Annotated in this window: 21 protein-coding genes; 5 read left to right on the top strand and 16 right to left on the bottom strand. The window is 63.9% G+C overall.

All coding sequences use genetic code 11. The features are described from left to right. Positions 1 to 32 precede the first annotated feature (32 nt). Complete coding sequence (locus CO664_RS03470) at positions 33 to 1,589, top strand: VOC family protein (RefSeq protein WP_097537936.1); 1,557 nt, start codon at positions 33 to 35, stop codon at positions 1,587 to 1,589. Positions 1,590 to 1,604: 15 nt separating this feature from the next. On the opposite strand, the gene CO664_RS03465 is transcribed toward CO664_RS03470, so the two are convergent. The 11 genes from CO664_RS03465 to speB all read right to left on the bottom strand — a co-directional run bounded on the left by CO664_RS03465 (position 1,605) and on the right by speB (position 11,500). After that, entirely contained in the window at positions 1,605 to 2,171 is a 567-nt protein-coding gene (locus tag CO664_RS03465) for an NADPH-dependent FMN reductase (protein ID WP_097537935.1), read from the bottom strand. 138 nt (positions 2,172 to 2,309) lie between these two features. Beyond that, on the bottom strand, positions 2,310 to 3,263 hold the full coding sequence (locus tag CO664_RS03460) for a ring-cleaving dioxygenase (protein ID WP_097537934.1): 954 nt from the start codon (positions 3,261 to 3,263) through the stop codon (positions 2,310 to 2,312). A 107-nt stretch (positions 3,264 to 3,370) separates the two neighbouring features. Beyond that, on the bottom strand, positions 3,371 to 4,150 hold the full coding sequence (locus tag CO664_RS03455; protein ID WP_097537933.1) for a carbon-nitrogen hydrolase family protein: 780 nt from the start codon (positions 4,148 to 4,150) through the stop codon (positions 3,371 to 3,373). Continuing rightward, a complete protein-coding gene (locus CO664_RS03450; protein WP_037414535.1) occupies positions 4,147 to 4,947 on the bottom strand; it encodes an ABC transporter permease in 801 nt (266 codons plus the stop codon). Before CO664_RS03450 ends, CO664_RS03455 begins: the two co-directional genes overlap by 4 nt. Then, positions 4,944 to 5,798, bottom strand: a complete 855-nt coding sequence (locus tag CO664_RS03445; RefSeq protein WP_037414533.1) for an ABC transporter permease — start codon at positions 5,796 to 5,798, stop codon at positions 4,944 to 4,946. Before CO664_RS03445 ends, CO664_RS03450 begins: the two co-directional genes overlap by 4 nt. Next, complete coding sequence (locus tag CO664_RS03440) at positions 5,795 to 6,832, bottom strand: ABC transporter ATP-binding protein (protein WP_097537932.1); 1,038 nt, start codon at positions 6,830 to 6,832, stop codon at positions 5,795 to 5,797. Before CO664_RS03440 ends, CO664_RS03445 begins: the two co-directional genes overlap by 4 nt. A gap of 192 nt (positions 6,833 to 7,024) precedes the next feature. Then, complete coding sequence (locus CO664_RS03435) at positions 7,025 to 8,104, bottom strand: ABC transporter substrate-binding protein (protein WP_037414529.1); 1,080 nt, start codon at positions 8,102 to 8,104, stop codon at positions 7,025 to 7,027. Positions 8,105 to 8,176: 72 nt separating this feature from the next. Further along, a complete protein-coding gene (locus tag CO664_RS03430; RefSeq protein WP_097537931.1) occupies positions 8,177 to 8,824 on the bottom strand; it encodes an amino acid ABC transporter permease in 648 nt (215 codons plus the stop codon). Next, positions 8,821 to 9,489, bottom strand: coding sequence for an amino acid ABC transporter permease (locus CO664_RS03425; RefSeq protein ID WP_037414525.1), 669 nt, complete (start codon positions 9,487 to 9,489; stop codon positions 8,821 to 8,823). The genes CO664_RS03430 and CO664_RS03425 overlap by 4 nt, the downstream gene beginning before the upstream one ends. Before the next feature lie 71 nt (positions 9,490 to 9,560). Further along, positions 9,561 to 10,355 carry a transporter substrate-binding domain-containing protein gene (locus CO664_RS03420; RefSeq protein ID WP_097537930.1) on the bottom strand — a complete coding sequence of 265 codons (795 nt, stop codon included), beginning with the start codon at positions 10,353 to 10,355 and terminating at the stop codon, positions 9,561 to 9,563. A gap of 83 nt (positions 10,356 to 10,438) precedes the next feature. After that, complete coding sequence (gene speB / locus CO664_RS03415; RefSeq protein WP_097537929.1) at positions 10,439 to 11,500, bottom strand: agmatinase; 1,062 nt, start codon at positions 11,498 to 11,500, stop codon at positions 10,439 to 10,441. 217 nt (positions 11,501 to 11,717) lie between these two features. Here speB and CO664_RS03410 point away from each other — a divergent pair, with 217 nt between their 5' ends. Then, positions 11,718 to 12,749 carry a LysR substrate-binding domain-containing protein gene (locus CO664_RS03410; RefSeq protein WP_037414519.1) on the top strand — a complete coding sequence of 344 codons (1,032 nt, stop codon included), beginning with the start codon at positions 11,718 to 11,720 and terminating at the stop codon, positions 12,747 to 12,749. Between the two features lie 46 nt (positions 12,750 to 12,795). Next, a complete protein-coding gene (locus CO664_RS03405) occupies positions 12,796 to 13,974 on the top strand; it encodes an aminotransferase (protein ID WP_097525121.1) in 1,179 nt (392 codons plus the stop codon). Between the two features lie 112 nt (positions 13,975 to 14,086). Here the strand turns inward: CO664_RS03405 and CO664_RS03400 are convergent, their stop codons facing one another. The 5 genes from CO664_RS03400 to CO664_RS03380 all read right to left on the bottom strand — a co-directional run bounded on the left by CO664_RS03400 (position 14,087) and on the right by CO664_RS03380 (position 19,558). Beyond that, the gene (locus tag CO664_RS03400) at positions 14,087 to 14,932 is read right to left on the bottom strand and encodes a DMT family transporter (protein ID WP_097537928.1); all 846 of its coding nucleotides are present in this window, start codon (positions 14,930 to 14,932) and stop codon (positions 14,087 to 14,089) included. A gap of 192 nt (positions 14,933 to 15,124) precedes the next feature. After that, complete coding sequence (locus CO664_RS03395) at positions 15,125 to 16,558, bottom strand: aldehyde dehydrogenase family protein (protein WP_097537927.1); 1,434 nt, start codon at positions 16,556 to 16,558, stop codon at positions 15,125 to 15,127. Between the two features lie 255 nt (positions 16,559 to 16,813). Beyond that, positions 16,814 to 16,963 (bottom strand): hypothetical protein, encoded by a 150-nt coding sequence (locus tag CO664_RS03390; protein ID WP_097525118.1) that lies wholly within the window; start codon positions 16,961 to 16,963, stop codon positions 16,814 to 16,816. 115 nt (positions 16,964 to 17,078) lie between these two features. Further along, on the bottom strand, positions 17,079 to 17,996 hold the full coding sequence (locus CO664_RS03385) for a transglutaminase family protein (RefSeq protein ID WP_097537926.1): 918 nt from the start codon (positions 17,994 to 17,996) through the stop codon (positions 17,079 to 17,081). Between the two features lie 209 nt (positions 17,997 to 18,205). Next, the gene (locus CO664_RS03380) at positions 18,206 to 19,558 is read right to left on the bottom strand and encodes an FAD-binding oxidoreductase (protein ID WP_097525116.1); all 1,353 of its coding nucleotides are present in this window, start codon (positions 19,556 to 19,558) and stop codon (positions 18,206 to 18,208) included. Positions 19,559 to 19,638: 80 nt separating this feature from the next. Between CO664_RS03380 and CO664_RS03375 the strand changes: the two genes are divergently transcribed. Further along, the gene (locus tag CO664_RS03375) at positions 19,639 to 20,355 is read left to right on the top strand and encodes a FadR/GntR family transcriptional regulator (protein WP_037414499.1); all 717 of its coding nucleotides are present in this window, start codon (positions 19,639 to 19,641) and stop codon (positions 20,353 to 20,355) included. Further along, complete coding sequence (locus CO664_RS03370) at positions 20,352 to 21,524, top strand: PLP-dependent transferase (protein ID WP_097537925.1); 1,173 nt, start codon at positions 20,352 to 20,354, stop codon at positions 21,522 to 21,524. Before CO664_RS03375 ends, CO664_RS03370 begins: the two co-directional genes overlap by 4 nt. Positions 21,525 to 21,561 lie beyond the last annotated feature (37 nt).

Raw genomic sequence — 21,561 nt, 5'->3', positions numbered from 1 at the left:
GCGCCCCAACGGTGGCAAGGAGGGCTAATACTGTGACCAGCGGCATTCACCACATCACGCTGATCAGCCGCAGGGTTCAGGCGAATGTCGACTTCTATGTCGGATTCCTCGGCCTGCACCTCGTCAAGCGAACCGGCGGCTTCGAGGATCCCAATCAGTTGCACCTCTTCTACGGCGATGCGTCGGGCTCGCCCGGCTCGCTCGTCTCCTTCCTGATATGGGAGGATGGCTCGCCGGGGCGCGTCGGCTCCGGCCAACCGAGCGAGATCGCCTTCGCCGTCCCAACGCAGAGCATCGGCTTTTGGCTGACGCGCGCCCTGCGGTTCAACATCCAGGCGACCGGTCCGGCGCAGGAGTTCGGCGAACCGGTGCTGCGGCTCAAGGATCCGGACGGGGTGATCGTCAAGCTGGTCGGCACCGACGCGCTCACCGAGCCCGCCCCCTGGGCAAGCCGCGACATCCCGGAGTCGGATTCGATCCGGCGCCTGCGCGGAGCCACCGTGCTGACCGAAAAGCCGAAGGAAACGGCGCATTTTCTCCAGAGCCATTTCGGCTATCGGGAGGCCGCCGCGACGGAGACGATCCATCGCCTCGTCTCCTCATCCGGCGATGTCATCGACGTGCGTGACGCAACCGGCTTCTGGGCTGCGGCACCCGGGACCGGGACGATCGATCACATCGCCTTTCGCGCCCCGGACGAGGCGACCGTGCTCGCCGTGCGCGCCGATCTCGAACAGGAACACGCCGGCGCCACCAACGCCCATGATCGGAAATATTTCTTCTCGCTCTATGTGCGCGAGCCCGGCGGCTCGCTTTACGAGCTTGCCACCGACGGCCCCGGCTTTGCGGTCGATGAACTTCCTGACGCGCTCGGTTCAAAACTCTTCCTGCCGCCGCATTTGAGCAGCGATCCCGCCGCGACGCTGGTCCGGCTGCCGCAATTCGCGCTTCCCGATGAGCCGCGGCTGACGCTCCGTGACCTGCCCTTTATCCACCGCTTTCATCATCCGGAGCGGATGAACGAGCGGACCTTTGTGCTGCTGCATGGCAGCGGCGGTAACGAGACCGACATGCTCCCCTTCGGCCATCAGCTCGATCCGCGCGCGACGCTGATCGGCGTGCGCGGCCGCAGCACCGAGGAAGGGTTTCCCCGCTGGTTTCGCCGCCTGTCGATGACCACCTTCGACCAGCGCGACATCCGCTCGGAAGCGGAAGCCTTCGCCGCTTTCGTCGACGAGGCGCGCGAGGCCTACGGGCTTGATCTCGCAAGGACCGTGTTCATCGGCTATTCGAACGGCGCCAATCTGCTCGCGGCCGTCATGCTCCTTCACCCGGGCGCCATCAGGAATGCGGTGCTGATGCGGGCCATGGCGGCCCTCGAGGATGCACCGAGGGCCGACCTCGCGGGCACGAACGTCTTGATGCTGACCGGCAAGGACGACATCTACGGCAGACACGCGCCGCAGTTGAAGGCGGAACTGCGGGAAAGCGGCGCGAATTTCGAGGCGGTCGACCTCGACACCGGACACGGCATCGGCCCGGAAGACGTCGCCGTCATTCGTCCTTGGCTCGCGGAACGAGGGCTATAATCCCAGCGGGCGCAGCTACCGATGCGCCTTCACCGTCGCCGCATATTCCGCAAAGGCCTGAACGAAGGCGCGCAGTCGCTCGCGGGTTTCCTCATCTGTCAATTGCGCTTCACTGTCGAAAACGGTGCGGGCTTTCGGCACCATCAGCCGCTTGCCCGACCAAAGCTCGGCACCAAGCGTCCGAATCACCGGGAGCCAGGCATTCTGGCTGAGAATGGTTCCGAAATTCCCCGGCGAGGCGCCGGCGAGCGCGAAGGGACGTCCGCCGAACACCTTGCCAATGTCGGCGGCCGGGCGGCTCAGCCAATCGACGGCATTTTTGAGAACGCCGGGCACGGAGTTGTTGTATTCCGGCGTGAAGAGAATGACGCCGTCCGCCGCGATGATCCGCTGTTTCAGCGCCTCTACCGGAGTCGGCACGCCGCTCTCCGCCTCGACATCCCCGTCATACAGCGGAATGCCGTGCAGCGTTGCGGCCTCGAACTCGACCTCCTCTGGTGCGACCGCCTTCGCGGCCGTAAGCAGTCCGGTGTTGAAGGAAGCCTTGCGCAGGCTTCCCGATATGCCGAGTAGTTTCGTCATCGCTATGTGTAACCTTTCAATCTGTTCGGTTGCGCATCCTGGTTGCCAAGCAAACTAGGCGTGAGGCGGCGAAAGGAAAGCCGGCGATCGCACCGGCTTCGCTTGTTCGGCGACCAATACAAGAACGGGCGCGCCACGCTATTCCAGCGGCTTAAGCCGCGCCTCGATCTGCGCCCGCTTCGGCTCCAGGAAGGGCGGCAGCGATAGCCTCTCCCCGAGCGACTCCAAGGGCTCGTCGACGGCAAAGCCGGGGCCATCTGTGGCGATCTCGAACAGGATGCCGTTCGGCTCGCGGAAATAGAGCGAACGGAAATAAAAGCGCTCCACCTCGCCGCTCGAGGGCAGATGGAAGGCCTTCAGCCTCTCCGTCCACTGGTGCAGATGGTCGACATCCGGCGCGCGGAAGGCGACGTGGTGGACGGCGCCGGCTCCCTGCCGGGCGATCGGCAGGCCCGGCTGGACCGCGACATGGAGTTCGGCACCCGCCCCGCCCTCGCCCATCGAGAACACATGCACCTTGCCGTTTCCGTCCGGCGAGGGATAGTGGCGCACCTCGCGCATGTTCATGACGTGGGTGAGCACGAGCGCCGTATTGGTGATATCCGGTACGCTGATGGTGATCGGCCCGAGACCCCTGATCTGGTGCTCGGCCGTGACCGGGCTCCTTTCCCACGGATGCGAAGGCGTGAGTCCGCCGTCGTCCACCAGCCGGAACCGCTGGCCCTCGCCGTCCTCGAAATCGAGAGACATCCGGCCATCGATTTCGCCGATTTCGCCTGAGGCGACATTCAACTCGTCGAAGTGTCGCTTCCACCATTCCACGGTGCCGGCGCTGCCGACGCGCAGCCCGGTGCGCGAGATGCTGTGCGTCCCGCGCCCTTCCGGTCCGACCGGCCAGTCGAAAAAGGTCAGATCCGAGCCCGGCGTCGCCTTACCGTCGGCATAGAAGAGATGATAAGCGCTCGTGTCGTCCTGGTTGACGGTCTTCTTGACGAGCCGCAGCCCCAGCACTTTCGTGTAGAAGCGCAAATTTTGCGGCGCATTCGCAGTAATTGCCGTCAAGTGGTGAATACCTGTCAGTTGCAAGCTCATGATTGCCCTCCTGAGGCCTTCCGTTGAGCCGAATATCGGCCTCCGGCCAAGCGTTCTGCAAGTGGGACGGCTCGAACGGATTGTTCCCTGCCAGAGAACGATCGAAATCAGACCCGTCTGAGGTCATTGAGGTAGGTATTCTCCGCCCGTGAAATGGCAAAGGCCTGCGGGTCGATTTCCGCGAAGATCACGGTTTCGTCGGCGGAATTGGCTTTCGCCATGACCTGTCCGTCAGGCGATGCGATGCAGGAAAGACCGGCGAAGGAGAACATCGCGTCCGAGCCGCAATGGTTGACATAGGCGACGAAAACCTGGTTCTCGAAGGCGCGGGTCTGGATCATGTGATCGGTTATGAAGGTGCCCGACCAGCCGGCCGGCAGCGCCGTCGGCACCAGCACGGCATCGGTCCCGGCCGCTGCCAGGCGCCGGACATTTTCCGGGAATTCGACATCGTAGCAGATCAGCATGCCGCAGGTGACGCCGCGATGCTCGAAGAGGCGCGTCGAGGGCTCCGCCGGCGCAAACAGCGCTCGCTCGTAGTCACCATAGAGATGCGATTTCCGGTAAACCGTCGGCGCGGCGTCCCCGTCTACATGGACGGCGCTGTTGTAGACGGCCGCGCCTTCGCGCTCGGCAAAGCCGGCGATGATGGCGATTCCGGCGTCACGCGAGATCCGCCCCAAGGCTTGAACGATCGACCCGTCGGCAGGCTCTGCGAGCGCCCGGATATCCTCCCCCGCGCCGTAACCGGTAATCCCGAGTTCGGGCGTCACCAGCAATGTCGCCCCCTTGGCCGCAGCCTCGGAGGCCGCGCCTTCGATACGGGCGAGATTGGCGGCGCTATCGCCGCCGACGCTTTTCATCTGCAGGGCCGCGAGCTTCATCATTTTTGATCGGATGCCATGGCGCCGAGCAGCTTCGGTAGATCGCCGAAGCGGGCGACGAGACCGAAGATGAGCGCCGCCGTCGAAACGAAGAGGACCGTCACCGAAGCCATGGTCGGCGTGTAGCCATAGCGCAGCGCGTTGAAGATCTTAATCGGCAGCGTCTCCATCGTGAACCCAACTGTCATATAGGCGACAATATATTCGTTGAGCGACAGCACGAAGGCGAAGGCGTAGCCCGAGACGATATAGGGCAGGATCAGCGGCAGCACCACGGTACGGAAAATGGTGCGCTCGTCGGCGCCCATCGTCGCGGCGGCCTCAACCAGCGAGCGATCGATCGAGGTGAAGCCGAGCGACAACGTCACCAGCGGCAAGGTCACGAAGAAGATCGCGTGGCTGACCACCGCCGTCCACGGCTGACCGTAGAAGCCGGCGGTCGCCCAGAAGGTCAAGAGGCCGAGCGCCGTGATCACCGGCGGCAGCGTGAAGGGGGCGACACCGAGGAGCTGGAAAATATTCGCCCAGGGCGCCACCCGCCGCCACAGGAACCAGGCGAGCGGCAGGGCGATCGCGACGGCAAGTGCCGCCGAAAGGACCGCAAGCGTCACCGAGGCGAAAAGCGCGTTTCGCCATTCCGTGTTCATGAAGATCTCCCCATACCAGGAGGTCGAAAAGCCTTCGGGCGGAAAGGCGAGGGTCTGCTTCTGGTTGACCGAGACGCCGGCGACGACGATCAGCGGCAGCGCCAGGAAAAGGGCGATCAGGAAGAAATAGAACTTGCGGAAAACGGATGTCATGCCGCCTCTCCTTTGCGTCCGGCGATCACGGTGAGCGCCACCAGCCCCAGCGTCACCAAGACGAGGAACACGGCCATGGCGGCGGCGAAGGGCATGTTCGACTGGTAGATCGCCTGATCGGTGATCAACACCGAGAGCGTCCAGTGCTGCGGCCGGCCGAGAAGTTGCGGCAGCAGATAGGAGCCGAGCGCGAAGATGAACACCATGATCAGCGTCGCGACGATGGTGTTCCTGAGCGCCGGCACGACGACCGTGAAGAAGGCCTTGAGCGGCGAGGCACCGAGCGTGCGGGCTGCCTCGGTCAGGGTCGGATCGAGGCGAACAAGCGCCGGAAACAGGACCAGCACCGTATAGGGAAAGGCCTGGTAGACCATTCCGGTCAGCACCGCCGCGAAGCTCGGCGTCAAAGCCTTGGCCTCCCCCATCAGGCCGAGCGCGACGAGAATATTGGTGATGCCGGCGGTGCGCGAGAAGAGCGTCGACCAGGCAAAGCCGATGATCACCTCGGAGAGCGAGAGGATAGAGAGCAGCGCGACCAGCCAGACGATCTGCACGCGGCGTGCCATGCGCGTCAGCAGATAGGTGAATGGCAGCGCCAGCACCACGCAGCAGATGGCGACGGCGATCGCCATCATCAGCGAGAAGCCGAGCACGCCGCCGAAGAAGGCCGAAAGGAAGCGCTCGTAATTGTCGAAGACGAAGGCCGGCGTGTAGAAGCCGCCCTGCTGGCGCTGGAAGAAGCTGACGGCGATCATCGTGCCGAACGGCACGACGAAGAAGATGGTGAGCATCGCCGCGGGGAAAAGGAGCGGCGAATAATCGCCAAGGGTCTGGGGCGGTTCGCGTCTCATTTGCGCAGCACCACGCAGACATCCGGCGTCAGCGCCACGCCGACTTGCTGGCCGACGGAGACCTCCGGCCGGGCGCGCGGCGTCGAGACGGCGACGATCTGGCGGCCGGCGACATCGACGAAGGTCTCGATCGTGCCGCCGAGGTCGCGCACGAAAGTGACGGTGCCGGTCAGCGCCCCGGCCCCTGGTGCGGTCAGATGAACGTCCTCCGGCCGAATCGAGATCGTCGCCTTGGCGGCCCCGGTCGGCAGTTGCAGGCCCGGCACCGGCTGGCCGAGCACGGTCACATGATTGCGGCTATCCGATTCGGCTTCGATGAGGTTGGTCTGGCCGATGAAGTCGGCGACGAAGCTGTCGGCTGGCCGGCGATAGATCTCGATCGGCGAGGCCGCCTGGCGGATTTCGCCGCCGCTCATGACGACGACGGTGTCGGCCATGGTCATCGCCTCGCGCTGGTCATGCGTAACGACGATGGTAGTGATGCCGAGCTTCTGCTGCAACTGCCGGAGCTCCACCTGCATCGCCTCGCGCAGCTTCGCGTCGAGTGCCGAGAGCGGCTCGTCGAGCAGGAAGAGCTTCGGCGAGATCGCCAGCGCCCGGGCGATCGCGACGCGCTGGCGCTGGCCGCCCGAGAGCTTGGAAACCGGCCGGTCCGCATAGCCGGGAAGATGAATCATCGACAGGAGTTCGTCGACCCGCTTCTTCTGCTCCTCCTTCGGCGCACCGCGGATGCGCAAGGGGTAGGCGATGTTCTCGCCGACCGTCAGATGCGGAAAAAGCGCCAGCGACTGGAACACCATGCCGAGGTTGCGCTTGTGGGTCGGCACGCGGGTGATGTCCTCGCCGTCGAGCCGGATGGCGCCCGCGGTCGGCAGGTCGAGCCCGGCAATCATCCGCAGAAGGGTCGTCTTGCCGCAGCCGGAAGGGCCGAGCATGCAGACGAAGGTGCCGTGCGGCACGGTGAGGTCGACGTCGTTGACGGCCCGGAAGGCCCCGAATTCCTTGACGACGTTCTGAAGGGCAAGTCCCGACATAAGTTCCCCTGCTCTCGCGCCTCATGCGCGGATGCCGGCCGCGCCCCCGTCCAGACGCGGGCGATACGGCACAGCAGCATCTTCAATTTCCGCATAGGTTATCCCCAAAACGCTTGCGGTTTAAGGGATCATGCATCGAGCCATCCAAGCCCGCCCCGGATCTTCAGGGCGGGCGGAGTCTCGTTGCCTGTTTCAGCCGACGATCAGTTCCGTCCACTTCTGGTTCAGCCAATCGGACTTCGTCTGATAGAGATCGTAGCGCGGGACGATCGGCTCGATATCGGACGACACCGCGGCAAATTCCTTGTCCGTCAGGTCGGTCGACTCGCGCTTGACGGTCGGTGAGGTGCCGACCTTGCGCGACAGCGTCGCCTGGATGGCGGGCTGGCACATGTAGTCGATGAAGATGTGCGCCTCCGCCGACTTCTGCGAGGCGCGCGACAGGGCCCAGCAACCGGAATCCTGGATGCCGCCTTCCTTCGGGAAGGTCGAGCGAACCGGGTGGCCGTCTGCAGCGGCAAGGCCGGTGACGTCGTGATAGTACTGGCCCATTGGGATTTCGCCCGACTTCAGCGCCTGCTCGAACTGCGCCTCGTCGCGGTACCAGAGGCGGACATTCGGCTTCACTTCGGCGAGCTTCTCGAACGCCTTCAGGATGCCCTCTTCCGTGTCGAGCGCATTTGTGCCGCCCATGTGGGTCTTGGCGGTCACTTCCAGCAGGAAGGAGTTCGAAACCAGCGCCAGCAGGCCGAGCTTGTCGGCGTTCGCCGGATCCCAGAGGGCTGTCCAGGAGGTCGGCGCCTCCTTGTAGACATTGGTGTTGGTGACGAGCGTAATGTACCAGGAGACCGCCCCGACGCCGGCAACGCGGCCATCCGGATATTTGTTGACGAAGCGGTCGAGAAGGTCCGACGCATGCTTGATCTTCGCCATATCGATCGGCGTCCAGAGCTCGGTCGCCTGACCCTTGAGCATCGCGACCTGCGACATCATCGAAACGTCTGCCGGCGCCTGACCGGCACGGGCAGCCTGCTCGAGCTGAACCAGCCAGGCCTCGCCGGTCGGCTCGGCGATCGACTCCACGGCAATCCCGGTTGCCTTGGTAAACTCCGGGAAGATGTTCTTGTCGAAGGAGTCCTTGAAGTAGCCGCCATAGACGCCGACCTTCAGCGACTTGTCCTGGGCCCTCAGCACCGCCGGCATTGCCAGCATCGATGCACCGGCAAGCCCCGCCCCCAGCAGCGTGCGGCGCTTGATGGAACTGATGTTCATTGCATGTCTCCTTTGTTTTGACGGCAGTCGCCGCGTTCCCTGTTGTCGTTGATTGCTTACATCTTCTTGGTCTCAATGCGCTGGCGTACGTCGCTCGAGCATTCGCGCATATTGCGTCAGAGGGTAGCACAGCACGAAGAAAATCACCGCGACCAACCCATAGACCGTGAAAGGTTCGAAAGTGGCATTATTGATCGCATTGGCCGTCCTGAGAAGCTCCTCGAATCCGATGATCGAGGTCAGTGCCGTACTCTTGATGAGTTGCACCAGGAACCCAACCACCGGCGGACGGGTGATCGCCAAGGCCTGCGGCAGGATGACGAGACGCAACTCCTGGAGATAGTGGAGGCCAAGGCTCGCACCGGCGTCCCACTGGCCGCGAGGCAACGCTTCGACGCCCCCTCGCCAGATTTCTGCAAGATAAGCGCTGGCGTAGAAAGTGAGTCCAAGGGCTGCGGCCGTCCAGGGCTCGATGCGGAAGCCGAGCATCGGCAGGCCGAAGAACATCAGGAAGAGCTGCATCAGCAGCGGCGTGCCCTGGAAGAGCGCGATGTAGCCGGCACCGAAGCGGCGCAGCCACGGCCGCTTCGATATACGCGCAAAGAGGATCAGCAGCCCGACCGCCGCTCCGCCTGCGAAGGCCACGATTGAGAGCAAGAGTGTCCAGCGCGTTGCGAAAACCAGATTGCGCAGAATGTCCCAAAAGGTGAATTCGATCACGACACACCCGCCCCTAACACCCGCCGGCCGCCGGCGACAAGAAACCGTCTGATCGCCATCGACAGGCCGAGATAGATCATGGTGACCACAAGATAGGTCTCGAAGGAGCGGAAAGTCCGCGCCTGCAGCAGGTCTGCCTCGTGGGCGAGTTCGCGCACGGCGATCTGCGAAACGACCGCCGATTCCAACATCATGATGACGACCTGGCTGGTCAGTGCCGGGAAGATCACCTTGAGTGCCTGAGGCAGGATGATCTTGATGAAAACCTGCCGCTGCTTCAGGCCGAGTGCCAAAGCCGCCTCGCTCTGTCCCTTTGGCACGGCATCGAGACCCGCGCCGACGATCTCGGTCGTGTAGGCGGCCATGTTGAGGGTCATCGCCAGGATCGCCGCGATGACCGGATCGAGGCGAATGCCAATGCTCGGCAAGCCAAAAAAGATGAAGAAAAGCTGTACCAGGAAGGGCGTATTGCGGATCACTTCGACATAGGTCGCCACAGCCTTGCTCAGAAGGTCATAGCGGCTGCGGCGTGCAGCCGCCAGGAGAACGCTGATGAGAATGCCGAGCACCGTCGTGCAGGCGATTAGCAGCAACGTCATGGCAGCGCCGTGAGCGATCGCGCCCATTGCACCATTTAGCCAACCGAAATCGAGGCTGTAGCCCATCGTTGCAACCCTTCCAGGGCGAGCCTGCGGAAAAGGCCTCCGCAGGCCGCCCGTGCCTTAGCGTGAGCGGCTTAGTCCTTTAGGTTGTCGGGGTTGAGCGGCGTTTTCAGCCATGTCTGCGAGCTTTCGTCCAATTTGCCGTTCGCGAGCATCTTGGAGACTGTCTCGTTGACCGATTGCTTCAGACGTTCCTCGTTCTTGTTGAGGCCGATATGCGAGGGTGAGGTCAGCAGCTGAAACTTCTGTTCCGGCTTCAAGGCCTCCTGCCGCGCGAGAACCTGTGCGCCGACGTCATTACCGACGACCATCAGCTGCGTCTGGCCGGAGATGAAGGCCTGAATAACCGCATTGTAGTTGTCGAAGCGTTGAATGTTGGCAGAGGCCGGTGCAGCCTCGGTCAGCGACGTGTCCTCCAGCGTTCCGCGATTGACGGCGATCGTCTTGTCGGCGAGATCGTCCTTGCCGGCGACCTTGAGTTCGGCCGGACCGATGACGGCAATGTAGTAGGGCGCGTAGGCGGCCGCGAAGTCGATAACCTCGGCACGCTCCTTCGAGTAGCCGACGCTCATCAGGATATCGACGCGCTTGTCATTGAGATAGGGAATGCGGTTCTGGCCGGTCACGCTGACGAGATTGAGCTTCACGCCGAGCGCATCGGCGATCTGCTGCGCGACGTCGACGTCATAGCCTTTGATGCTCATATCGGCGCTGGCCGACGAGAACGGCGGGAAATCCGAGAAGATGCCGACATTGATCTGGCCTGCGGCCTTGATGTCGTCGACGGCATCGGCATGCGCCATTCCAGCCGCGGCACCGACCATCAGTGCGGCGGCAAATACTGCTTTCAGCTTGGTTTGGATTGTCATCTTTGTTCCCCAATCTGGAAGTTTGTCTGCTCAGGATGGTCCTGCCACCGCTTCCAGTTCGGCGGCAGAACCGGTTTCAAGGATCAGCCCGCCTTGCCGGTGATCGTCGGACTGAAAACCATCAGGCTCAGGATTTCGAACAGCACCTGCGCACCGGCATGGGCCGTGTTGGTCGTCGCGTCGTATTGTGGGGCGACCTCGACGACATCGCCGCCGACGAGATTGACGCCCTTGAGGCCGCGGATCAGTTCCAGCACCTCGCGCGTCGTCAGGCCGCCGACCTCGGGCGTTCCGGTGCCCGGAGCAAAGCTCGGGTCGAGGCTGTCGATGTCAAAGGAAAGGTAGGTCGGACCATCGCCGACGATCTTCTTCGCCTTGTCAATGATCGCCGGGATGCCGAGACCGGAGACCTCCTCCGCGTGGATCACGGTCATGCCGGACTCGTAGGAGAATTCCCAGAGATATTCGGCCGATCCGCGAATGCCGATCTGGATGACCCGGGTCGGATCGAGAACGCCGTCGAGGACGGCATTGCGGAACGGGCCGCCGTGATGGAACTTGGTGAGGTCGTAGGCGCCGCCGGTATCGCAATGCGCATCGATATGGATCATGCCGACGGGCTCTCGTTTGCCGACGGCCTTGAGGATCGGATGGGTCATCGAATGGTCGCCACCGACCGAGAGCGGCACGACGCCGGCATCGACGATCTGGTTGAGGCGCTTCTCGATGTCCTCATGGCTGAGTTCCAGCCGGTAGCGGCTGCGGAAAGGCACGTCGCCGATGTCCGCCACGCGCAAATCGTGCACTGGTGCGCAGCCGAGAACGTGGTTATACGGCCCGATCCGCTCGATGGCGCGCAGCGCCCGCGGTCCGAAGCGGGAGCCCGGGCGGTTGGTTACGCCGAGGTCCATAGGGATGCCGACGATCGCCACCTGAAGATTGCCGAAGTCCGGCTGCTCGGCATCGACCGGCATATAAGGCGCGGTCAGGAAGGTGGGGATGCCGGAATAGGGCGCCAGCCGCGTGCCGCTCTTGGTGAAGATCTTGTCCGCCACCTTGCGGAAGGTCGGATCGAAAAGTTCGCCGCCATGGCTTTCGCCATATTTCGCCCTCAGTTCGCCGAGCTTCTTCTCGTCCCAGGCCATGTGCCGGAGCCCTCCATGTCTGTCGCCGGGGGAAGAAAGCATCGCAACGCCGATCGCAACCGGCGGCGTTGCCGAGCAATACAGGCCCAATCGTGTTCCCCAGGCTTTTGCCCTTGTTGGAACCTATTAGGTGACAAATCCTCTAGAAAATCAATTGACATTGTTATAGCATTTCGTGTGAGAAAAATTCACATAATCGAACCCGTCGGAGTTCCCGTTGTCGAGCCGCCTGCCCCCCTTGAACCCGCTGCGCGCCTTTGAGGCGACCGCCCGGCGCGGCTCGGTTTCCGCGGCGGCCCGCGAGCTCAACGTCACGCATGGGGCGATCAGCCATCAGATCCGTGCGCTCGAACTCTCCTTCAACGCGGCCCTTTTCGAGCGCGGCGGCAAACGCCTAAGGCTGACCCCGCAGGGCGCGCTGCTGCTGCCGGCCGTCACCCACGCCTTCGCGGAGATCGCCGCCGCAACGGCGGCGATGACCCGGCCCGCCACCAGCGGCGAACTCCGGATCACCTGCGTGCCGGCGCTGCTCTCCTTCTGGATGATCCCGCGCCTGCATCAGTTCACCGAGCAGTTTCCCGACGTGCAGCTGACACTGATCGCCTCCAATGACGCGCTGCATCTCCACTCGCCCGAAGTCGACGTCTGCCTCCTCTATGGCGACGGCAATTGGGGAGACTGCTGGGCCAAGCTCTGGAGTCGGCTCGAGCTGTTTCCCGTGGTCAGCCCAACCCTTCTCAACATGCGGCCGCTGCGCTCGATCCGGGATCTGCGCGATCATGTGATGCTGCATGGCGACGACGGCCGCGAATGGAACACCTGGCTTGCCGCAGCCGACGCGGCCGACCTTCAGCGCGGCCGCCAGCATTTCATGAGCGACGCGCGGCTTTCGACCGAAGGCGCCCTACACAACCAGGGCGTGGCGCTCGGCGATACGATCACCGCCGGCAGCCTGATCGCCCGCGGCGAGCTGATCGCGCCTTTCGATCTGACGGTGCCGGCCAACGACGCTTTTTTCGTTGCCTGCCGTAACGAGATCCGCGCCGCGCCAATCGTCCGCGTCTTCATCGACTGGCTGTTTGCGGCACTCGAAGGCGATCCGATGCCAGAGCTGCAGACCTCCGCCCGGACGATCATTCGGTCCCGCAGGCCGGAAGATCCGAAATCGGCAGCGGAGAGCTTCCGGCCGGTTTCGTCACCCCGCAAGCGGCGCTTGGAAACCCCGCAAAAGCGCAAGACCAAGCCGTAGTGCCGGACCCTCGCCCATGCCACTCGCCCAACCACAGGAACGCCCGATGCCTCATCTCAATCCGCTCGTCGCAAAGCTCTCGCCGCCGCCGGTCCCCTCCGTGCTTGCGTGGGCGAAGGCCTATGACGGGGCAAAGGGACCGCTGATCGATCTCTCCCAGGCGGTGCCCGGCTATCCTGCCCATCCGGATATGCTCAAATGGCTTGGCGAAGCCGCAGCGTCGCCCGCCTATACCGGCTACGGCGCGATCGAGGGCGAGCCTGAACTGCGCAGCGCCTATGCCGATGAGGTGGCAAAACTCTATGGCGCTCCCATTGGCCCGGAAAACATTCACGTCACCTCCGGCTGCAACCAGGCCTTCATCTGTGCCGCCATGGCGGTTGCCGGCGCCGGCGACACGGTGCTGATGACCAATCCCTATTATTTCAACCAGGAAACCACCCTGGCGATGCTCGGCATCAATGTCGAACTCGCACCCTGCGATGCCGGCGCCGGCTTCCTGCCCGAGGTCGAGACCATCGCCTCGGCCCTTCGGCCCGGCATTCGCGCCCTCGCCCTCGTTTCGCCGAACAACCCGACCGGCGCCGTCTATCCGGCCGACCTGCTGCAGCGCATCTATGAGGTCTGCCGCGCAAACGGCACCTGGCTCATCCTCGACGAGACCTATCGCGACTTCCTGCCCGAGGCCGCGGTGGCACCCCATCGCCTCCTTCAGACCAAGGGCTGGCAGGACGGCTTTATAGGCCTTTACAGCTTCTCCAAGTCCTTCTGCATCCCCGGCCACCGCCTCGGCGCGATCACCGCCGGACCCGCGCTGATCGAGCAGGTAACCAAGATCATGGACAACCTGCAGATCTGCGCCCCGCGTTCGGCCCAGGCCGCCGTCGCCAGGGCGATCCCGGCACTCGCCCACTGGCGGCTCGCCAACCGCGCCGAAATCACTGCCCGCGCCGACGCGCTGAAGGACGTCATGGGCCGCCTGCCGCAGTGGAAGCTGCAGGCCGTCGGCGCCTATTTCGCCTATGTCCGCCACCCCTTCCGCGATATCGACTCGCAGTTCGTCGCCGAGAAGCTGGCAAAGCTCGCCGGCATCGTCTGTCTGCCGGGTGACTATTTCGGTGAAGGCCAGGAAAGCTATCTGCGCTTTGCCTTCGCCAATGCCGACGTGCCCACGATCCGGAAATTGGAGGAGCGGCTGGCGGGATTTGCGCTGCCGGGCATTTGAGGAGCGCTAAACCGCGTCGCGTTCAAACGTATTCACGCGGCGCGCTTTAGCTCTTTGTTTTTGTGCATGTCGTCATCCCAAAAACCGCTGCACACTTTTTCGGCGACATGCCTTAGCCGCGGCGGGCGATCAGGATGCCGATGAGCACGATCGCCCCGCCCGTTGCCTGCATGACACCGACGGGCTCGCTCAGCAGGACCCAGGCGAGCACCGCAGCCACGACCGGCTGCACGAGCAGCGTCAGCGATGAAAAGGCGGGCGCCAGGAAGGCGAGCGCATAGGTGATCGCCACCTGCCCGCCGGCATGACTGACGAAGGCGAGTCCGAAAAGGATCGCCCAGCCGAAGCCCGTCGGCGGCAGGAGCGCGGGCTCGGCGAGCACTGCCATCGGGAGCGTGCAGACGGCGGCCGAGGCGGTGCTCCAGATCATGATGCGGTTGGTGCCGAAGCGGCTGCGCAATTGCCCGATGGCAAGAATATAGCCGGCATAGAACATCGCGGCGACGATCGCGATGCCGTCCCCGATGAGATCGCCGCCGCCAAGCGCAGCCGGGCCGCCTTTCAACACCACGACGCCGGCGACGGCCGTGACGAGACCGGCCAGGAAAATGCGGCTCACCGGCGAGCGGAACAGTGCCCAACTGGCAAGCGTCACGAAGACCGGAGCGAGATTGGCAAGCAGCGTCGCATTGGCCACGGAGGTCATGGTGAGCGAGAGGTGCCACGCCCCGAGGTCGATGGCGAGGAACACGCCCGGCAGGACGAGCAGCGCATAGTCGGACAAGCGCTCCGGGCGCCGGTCTGCGCCTGTATCCTTGGCGAGCCACGACCAGGCAAGGAGCGGGATCAGCGCCAGCGCCACGCGCCAGAAGGCCGTTGCCATCGGCCCCACTTCCGAGAGCCTGACAAAGATCGGCGATCCGGCAATGGCGACACCGCCCATGAGCAGCGCGGCCATGGCGAGCGACTGTTGCGGGGAGGCGGAACTGACGGCTTGACTCACGGTGATGTCCGGGACTGGGAGGGAGCGCCAAAAGGCGCCCCCGCCAGCTATCAGAACTGCGGGTCAAGCAACAGCCCTGAAAAATCGCCGGTAGGCAATCGTTGGCAGCCGCAGACAACGTCGCAGCCGGCGAGCTCCAGCCGCCGATCAAGCCGCGTCCGGCAGATGCACCGTCTTCACCTCGAGAAAATCCTCGAGGCCGAAGGTACCGCCCTCACGGCCGTTGCCGGACTGCTTGTAGCCGCCGAAGGGGCTGCCGTAGCGGTGCGGCCCGCCATTGATATGCACCATGCCGGCCCGCAATCGCGCCGCGACCCGCTCGGCGCGCTGCCGATCGCCCGTCTGGACATAAGCCGCGAGACCATAGTTCGTGTCGTTGGCAAGCGCGATCGCTTCCTCCTCCGTGTCGAAGGGAATGATCGCCAGCACCGGCCCGAACACTTCCTCGCGTGCGATCCGCATCGAATTGTCGACGTCCGCGAAGATCGTCGGTTTGACGAAATATCCGGTCTCGAAGCCCTCCGGCTTGCCGGGGCCGCCGACGAGGAGCCGCGCCCCTTCGCCGACGCCCGCCTCGATCAGCGCCTGCACCCGCTCGAACTGGATGTGGCTCACCAGCGGACCGAAATGCGCGCCTTCCTTGCTCGGATCGCCGACGGTCGCCTCCCGGCCCACGCGCCTTGCGATCGCCACCACGTCGTCATAGACGCTGCGCTCCACCAGCATGCGGGTCGGCGCATCGCAGGACTGGCCGGAATTATTGAAGCATTCGAGGATGCTGGCCGTCACCCGCTGCTCGAGATCGGCATCGGCGAAGACGATGCTCGGCGACTTGCCGCCGAGCTCCAGCGTGACGCGCTTGACCGTATCGGCGGCGTCCTTGCTGACGGCGATGCCGGCCCGCGTCGAACCGGTGAAGGACATCATTTCGATGTCCTTGTGCTTCGACAGTGCGGCGCCGGCGTGAAGGCCGTCGCCATTGACGAGGTTGAAGACGCCGGGCGGGAAGCCAGCCTCTTCGATCATCTCCGCATAGAGCATGGCATTGAGCGGCGTGAACTCGCTCGGCTTCAACACGCAGGTGCAGCCGGTCGCAAGCGCTGGCACGACCTTGAGCGCAATCTGGTTGACCGGCCAGTTCCACGGCGTGATCAGCCCGCAAACCCCGATCGGCTCGCGCATCAGCGTGTCGCCGTTCGGAAGTTTTTCGCGCAGCTTCAGCCGCTTCAGCGCGTCGATGTAACCCTTGAGGTGGCCGACGCCGACATCGGCCTGTTGCTCGCGGCTCATGGTCTTCGGCGCGCCGAGTTCCGCGGTGATCGTGTCGGCCATCTCGTCGTAGCGGCGTTCATAGATCGCCAGCAGCTTTTCAAGAAGCGCCAGCCGTTCCTCCAGGCTGGTCCGGCTGTAGGTCTCGAAGGCCTTCTTGGCGGCCGCAACGGCCCGGTCGATGTCGACTGCAGTACCGAGGGAGATCACCGCGATCGGCTTTTCGGTGGCAGGATTGAGCACATAGAGGTCGTTCTGTGCTGCCGGTTCGACCCATCCGCCGTTGATGTAGAACTTGCGTTTGTCGAGCATGCCGCTCCTCCTTCCCGTCAAGGTGTCTCTTGTTTTGCGGCAGACAGGACATCGTCACCTGCCGGCAAGCGACTTCCGCGCATTTGCGACGGCTTTGAGCGCGGATGATTGAGCCGCCGCGAGTGCAGTCCCGCGTGCCAAGGCACGCTACGACGCAGGCGGCGTGGCCCGCAAGGGGTCGATGGCGCGGCCGCGGTGTCGAGCGTCAAGCGCGGCGTTCGCGACGCGTCCTGAAGAGTGCTGTGGTGGGAACGGTCAGATGGCGCCGATGATGAGGGCCGAGACGAAGCTGAACGCTGCGACGATGGCGATCGTGTGGGGAACGAGGTTGACCGGCAGGCGCCTCGTCGGCTGCGCCACATGAAAAGCGTAGCGGGAGTGGGTCATCGCCTTTGTCGGGTTCATTTTTCTCTCCGCTGCTGACCTTCGACTGTAGCTATGTTCTCCTATATTCTCCATTGAGTTTATAGATATTATTTTCCCCGGAACGTGCGGGGGATGAAAAATCCGTTTCCCGACTTCAGTGGCTGTTGTTGCGTTCGCGCTCCCGAAGGTGGCGCGACCAGGTCTCGCTGAACCACGGGGTCAGCAGCGAAACGTCGGCGGAACTGTGCGAGCGGCTGAGCCGGCTGTCGGGCTCCACCGACGTCCAGACGGTGAAGTGCGTCAGCCGATGCTTGCCGAAGGTCTGGATCAGCGGAATGTCTGCCGCATCCCGGCCGCGGGCGACAGGAATGCGGCCGGCCCGCCCGCCATTGTTCTTGGCGTCGAACGTGTACCTTCGGTCGCCGAGGAACACCTCGAACCAGGCGGTGAAATCCATCGGCGCCGGGCTGTTTGGAGCGCCAATGTCGGCCATATAGCCGTGAACGTAGCGGGCCGGCATGTTCATGCAGCGGCAGAGAGCGACGGCGAGATGGGCATAGTCGCGGCTGACCCCAAGCCGGTCCTCGTGCGCTTCGAGCGCCGTACGCATCGCCGGCGCATAGCCGTAGCTGAAGATCAGCCGATCATGCACATAGTCTGAGATCGCCTGCACCCGTTGCCAGCCTGCCGGAATGCTGCCGAAGAGCCGCCAGGCAAGCGCGCTCAGCCGATCGGTCTCACAATAGCGGCTGGCGCAAAGGTGGGGTAGCAGAGAGGGAGGCAGCTTTTCGACGGGCACCGCCTCCGCCAGCGGATCCGACGCGTCGAGCCGCCCGTCGTCGCTGATCACCGCGTCGTAGCCGAGCCGGGTTTCACCCTGAGAGAGAACCATGCGCAAACAGATACTGTGATGCGGGTCGGTGATTTCTTCCATCGGGATGAGCGGTGACGCGACCGGCCCGCGCTCCGTCACGACTGCATTGCGCCGTTCCTTGGCGACGGACAGAAACGTCATCATCGGCGTGGGTTGCGGACAATCGATGCCAATCTCATAACCGAAGCGGATGAACATGTTCGACCTCCGCACGGTGATTTACCGACACTTGCTCCCGCACGCCTAAACGCCGGTGGCAGCCCGGGTTTGCAACCCGTTCGAAGCTCTTCCCTGAAGTTCCCTTGATGTCCGCGTCAAGCCGGCGGCGACCCGCCCGCGAGCCGGAATACTAGCGCATCGTTGCAGCGAGCGGTATCGATTTCGGCGAGAAGCCGGCAGCCGCAAGCCTACCAGCCGACGGCGTCCTTGAAGGAATACCACCAGGAGCCGATCGTCGAATACTGCGCGCGGAACAGCCGCCCGCCAGGAAAGGGATACCAGGGCAGTTTCTCGAACATGTCGAAGCGCGTCTGGTCGCCGTCGATCGCCTCGGCGAGCGTCCGGCCGAAGAGATGCGAGCCTGTCACCCCGTGACCGCTATAGCCGTGGGCGAAATATGTGTTGGCGCCGATGCGGCCCATCTGCGGCATGCGCGTGAAGGACAGCGCGAAATTGCCGCTCCAGGCATAGTCGATCTTCACGCCCTTCAGGCGCGGAAAGACCTTTTCAAGATTGGGCCGGAGCTTCGCCACCACATCGGCCGGATCGGTTCCGCCATAGACGGTGCCGCCACCGAAGATCATCCGCTTGTCGGCCGACAGCCGGAAATAGTCGAGGATGTAGCGCACATCCTCGACGCACATGTCGCTCGGGATCAGCGCGTCCGCGAGTTCCTCGCCGAGCGGTGCCGTGGTGATCATCTGCGTCGAGACGGGCATGACGCGCGAGACGAGCTCGGGCACCGCATCGCCGAGATAAGCATTGCCGCAGAGCACCACAAGGCGGGCTGAGACTTCACCTTCCCTGGTATGGACGGTCGGCCGCGCCCGCTTATGGTCGACGCGTGCCACTGGAGACATCTCGTAGATGGTGCCGCCGAGGCTCTCGAAGGCGCGGGCCTCTCCGAGCACCAGATTGAGCGGATGCATATGGCCGCCGCTGATATCGAGCATGCCGCCGCAATAGGCCCCGGAATCGACGAGCTTGCGCAGCGCCTCCCGGTCGAGAAGCAAGTGGTCGTCCATGCCATATTTGCGCCAGAGCGCCTGCTTGGCCTCGAGCTCCTTCATATGCGCGCCGGTATAGGCGGCGTAGATGTTGCCGGATTTCAGGTCGCAGTCGATCCGGTATCGGCTGACGAGCCGGCGGATGATCCGCCCGCCTTCCTGGACGAGGCCGCCGATGAAGCGCGCCGCGTCCTCTCCGAAGCGACTCCGGATCGTCGAGAGGCTAGCGTTGAGGCCATTGACGATCTGGCCGCCATTGCGCCCGGAAGCGCCCCAGCCCACCTGGGCGCCCTCCACCACTGTAACCTTGTAGCCCTTCTCGGCGAGATGAATGGCCGTCGCCAGACCTGTGTAACCGGCGCCGACGACGCAGATATCGGTTTCGACCCGCCCCTGCAGCTTGACCGGCGTGCGGATGATGTTGCGGGTGGCAGCGTAGTAGCTCGCCGGATAGCCGCCGTCGCCGGCATAGGACTTTGTGACGCTCACCCCGAGGATTCCCCTCTGCCGCAGGTCTTTGTCGGTAGGAGCCATATCGCAAATCTTGCCCCTTGACCATGCGGCGCAACGGCTGTCATATTGCTCAGATGTCAGACCAATTTGAGAGCGAGTTCATGCCCGAGCCGGAGAAAGCGATGCTTCTGCCCCTGCCCCCGGTCGATCGGGTGCAGCAGGTGATCTCCGCGCTCGCCGACTATGTCCAGCGCTCCGGCTTGAAGCCCGGCGATCGCCTTCCGGCCGAACGCGAATTGATGGCGGCGCTCGCCGTCGGGCGCTCCACCATCCGCGAGGTCATCAGCCATTTTCAGGCGCTCGGCGTCGTCGAGGCGCGCAAGGGCAGCGGCACCTATCTGTTGCGCGCCATTTCCGGCGCCACCATCCACATGCCGCTGACCCTCGACACCGCGCACCTTCGCGATGCGCTGCTGCAGACGCTGGAAGTTCGCCGCGGCATCGAGGTCGAGGCCGGCATGGTCGCTGCGCGGCGCCGCACCGAGGCCGACCTCATCAACATCGAAACGAAGCTCGACGCGATGGAGCGCGTTCACCTTGCCAAGGGCACGTCCGGCCCCGAGGACCTCGCCTTCCATCTGGCGATCTACGACGCGACCCACAACCCGCTCTTCCGGCAATTGCTTGAGCAGATGCGCGAGGCCTTCGAGCGCTTCTGGGAAAAGCCCTTCGACCGGCCGGACTTCGCGCGGCGGTCGTTTCCGTATCACCGGACGCTCTTCGACGCGATCGCCTCGCAGAACCCGAACGCCGCCCGGGAAGAGACACTGAAAATTCTCGCGATCGTCGAGGAAGACATCAAGGAAATGTCCAAATGAATGACGGCCTCGACCCGTTCGACAGAGCCTCGCTGATTGCCGCCCATGACGAGGCCCATGCCTTCGACGCAGTCGTTCCGCCGATCGTCCAGACCTCCCTCTTCACCTTCAAGGACTATGACGAGATGATCGCCTCGTACCGAGGCGAACGCGTCCGGCCGATCTACACCCGCGGCCTCAATCCGACCGTCAGGCTGTTCGAGGAGATGCTGGCGAAGCTCGAGGGTGCCGAGGATGCGATCGGCTTTGCCAGCGGCATGTCGGCGATCTCCTCCACGGTTCTGTCCTTCGTCGAGCCGGGCGACCGCATCGTCGCGGTCAAGCATCTCTATCCCGATGCCTTCCGGCTGTTCGGCACGCATCTGAAGCGCATGCGCATCGAGGTCACCTATGTCGACGGGCGCGATGAGGAAGCGGTTGCCAAGGCACTTCCCGGCGCCAAGCTCTTCTACATGGAAAGCCCGACGAGCTGGGTGATGGATACCCATGACGTGGCGGGCCTGGCCGCACTTGCGAGGGCGCAAGGGATCGTCACCGTCATCGACAATAGCTGGGCGAGCCCGGTGTTCCAGCAGCCGATTTCGCTCGGCGTCGATCTCGTCATCCACTCGGCCTCGAAATATTTGAGCGGCCACAGCGATGTCGTCGCCGGTGTCGTCGCCGGCTCCAGGGAACTCGTCGGCCGCATCCGCTCCGAAGCCTATCCCTACCTCGGCGGCAAGCTCTCGCCCTTCGATGCCTGGCTGCTAATCCGCGGCCTGCGTACCCTGCCGATCCGGATGAAGGCGCATGAGCGCTCGGCGCTTGCCCTTGCGCGCCGCCTGCTCGAGCATCCGCTGGTCGAGACCGTCTGCCACCCCGGGCTCGGCAATCACCTGCCGCCGGGTCTTTCGGGTACCTCCGGCCTGTTCTCCTTCATCTTCCGCGAGGGCGTCGACATCCGCCGCTTCGCCGATCATCTGGAACTGTTCAAGCTCGGCGTATCCTGGGGTGGCCACGAAAGCCTCATCGTCCCGGGCGAGGTCGTCCTGGCGCAGAAAGCGCAACCCAATTCCGCGGCCGCCTTCGGCATTTCTCCGCGGTCGGTACGGCTCCATGTCGGCCTGGAGGGAACGGAGGCCCTCTGGAGCGATCTCGAAGCGGCGCTCGGCGCCGCTTCACCAGGCTGACGACCAGCGGGAAGGCGGCTCTCCGCATCCCGCCCCA

It is taken from the genome of Sinorhizobium sp. NG07B (assembly GCF_002532005.1).
Taxonomy (GTDB): Bacteria; Pseudomonadota; Alphaproteobacteria; order Rhizobiales; family Rhizobiaceae; genus Sinorhizobium; species Sinorhizobium fredii_C.
Note: the sequence above shows the minus strand (reverse complement) of the source record. Positions and strands in the feature narration are given on the sequence as shown.